Source organism: Microbacterium sp. P2_F9 (assembly GCF_056403635.1).
Map to the genome: position 1 here is coordinate 1 of NZ_JBFUFC010000360.1, position 1,823 is coordinate 1,823.

General features: G+C 66.5%; 1 protein-coding gene. It reads right to left on the reverse strand.

Annotated elements, in window-relative coordinates; all coding sequences use genetic code 11:
- The coding region (dnaE, locus tag AC1DVT_RS19975) for a DNA polymerase III subunit alpha (RefSeq protein WP_477391105.1) at positions 1–1,822 on the reverse strand (1,822 nt) is incomplete at its 3' end.
- Position 1,823: the final 1 nt, after the last annotated feature.

The window sequence follows — 1,823 nt, forward strand, 5'->3', positions numbered from 1 at the left end:
GTTCGTACGAGGCCGCGTCGTCCAGCTCCAGGTCTTCGAGCACGAGCTTCTCGCCGCGGTTGGCCTCGATGTTGTCGAGCGCGTCGTCGATGATCGTGAGGTTGCGCAGCCCCAGGAAGTCCATCTTGATCAGTCCGAGCGACTCGCAGGCCGGGTAGTCGAACTGCGTGACGATCTGGCCGTCCTGCTCCCGCTTCATGATCGGGATGATGTCGATGAGGGGCTCGCTCGACATGATCACACCGGCCGCGTGCACGCCCCACTGGCGCTTCAGGTTCTCCAGGCCCACCGCGGTGTCGAAGACCGTCTTGGCCTCGGCATCCGTCTCGATCAGGGCACGGAATTCGGATGCCTCTTTGAAACGCGGGTGCTCACGGTCGAACATGCCCTCCAGCGGCATGTCCTTGCCCATCACCGCGGGGGGCATCGCCTTGGTGAGCTTCTCGCCCATGCTGAAGGGGAAGCCGAGCACCCGGCCGGCGTCCTTGAGCGCCTGCTTGGCCTTGATGGTGCCGTAGGTGACGATCTGCGCGACGCGTTCGTCGCCGTACTTCTCGGTGACGTACTGGATGACCTCGCCACGGCGCCGGTCGTCGAAGTCGACGTCGAAGTCGGGCATCGACACACGCTCGGGGTTGAGGAACCGCTCGAAGATGAGGCCGTGCTTGAGCGGATCGAGGTCGGTGATCTTCATGGCGTAGGCCGCCATCGAACCGGCGCCGGAGCCGCGGCCCGGACCCACTCGGATGCCGTTCTCCTTGGCCCAGTTGATGAAGTCGGCGACGACGAGGAAGTACCCAGGGAAGCCCATCTGGGCGATGACCGTGGCCTCGTAATCGGCCTGCGCCCGGACCTCGGTGGGGATGCCCGCGGGATACCGCTCGCCCAGGCCCTTGTCGACCTCTTTGACGAACCAGGACTCCTCGGTCTCGCCGTYCGGGACGGGGTAGCGCGGCATGTAGTTCGCGGCGGTGTTGAACTCGACGTGGCAGCGCTCGGCGATGAGGAGCGTGTTGTCGCACGCGTCGGGGTGATCGCGGAAGATCTGCCGCATCTCCGCGGCGCTCTTGACGTAGTAGCCGTCGCCGTCGAACTTGAAGCGCTTCGGGTCGTCGAGCGTCGACCCGGACTGCACGCAGAGGAGGGCCGCGTGGCTGCCGGCATCGTGCTGGTGTGTGTAGTGCAGGTCGTTCGTGCCGACCAGCGGGATCTGCAGGTCCTTCGCGATGCTCAGGAGGTCGGTCATCACGCGCCGCTCGATCGACAGCCCGTGGTCCATGATCTCGGCGAAGTAGTTGTCCTTGCCGAAGATGTCCTGGAACTCCGCGGCAGCGGCACGCGCGGCGTCGTACTGCCCCAGGCGCAGGCGCGTCTGCACCTCGCCGGACGGGCAGCCCGTGGTCGCGATGAGCCCGCGCGAATACGTCTGCAGCAGCTCGCGGTCCATGCGCGGCTTGAAGTAGTACCCCTCCAGGCTGGCGCGCGAGGACAGGCGGAAGAGGTTGTGCATCCCCTCGGTCGTCTCCGACAGCAGGGTCATGTGCGTGTAGGCGCCGGAGCCGGAGACGTCGTCGTCGTTCTGCTCGGGCGTGCCCCATCGCACCCGCGCCTTGTCGGCGCGGTGGGTGCCCGGGGTCACGTAGGCCTCGATGCCGATGATCGGCGTGATCCCGGCGTCCTTCGCGCTCTTGTAGAACTCGTAGGCGGCGAAGGTGTTTCCGTGGTCGGTGACGGCGATCGCAGGCATCCCCAGCCGGACCGCCTCCTGCACCATCGGACCGATGCGCGCCGCGCCGTCGAGCATCGAGTACTCGCTGTGCACG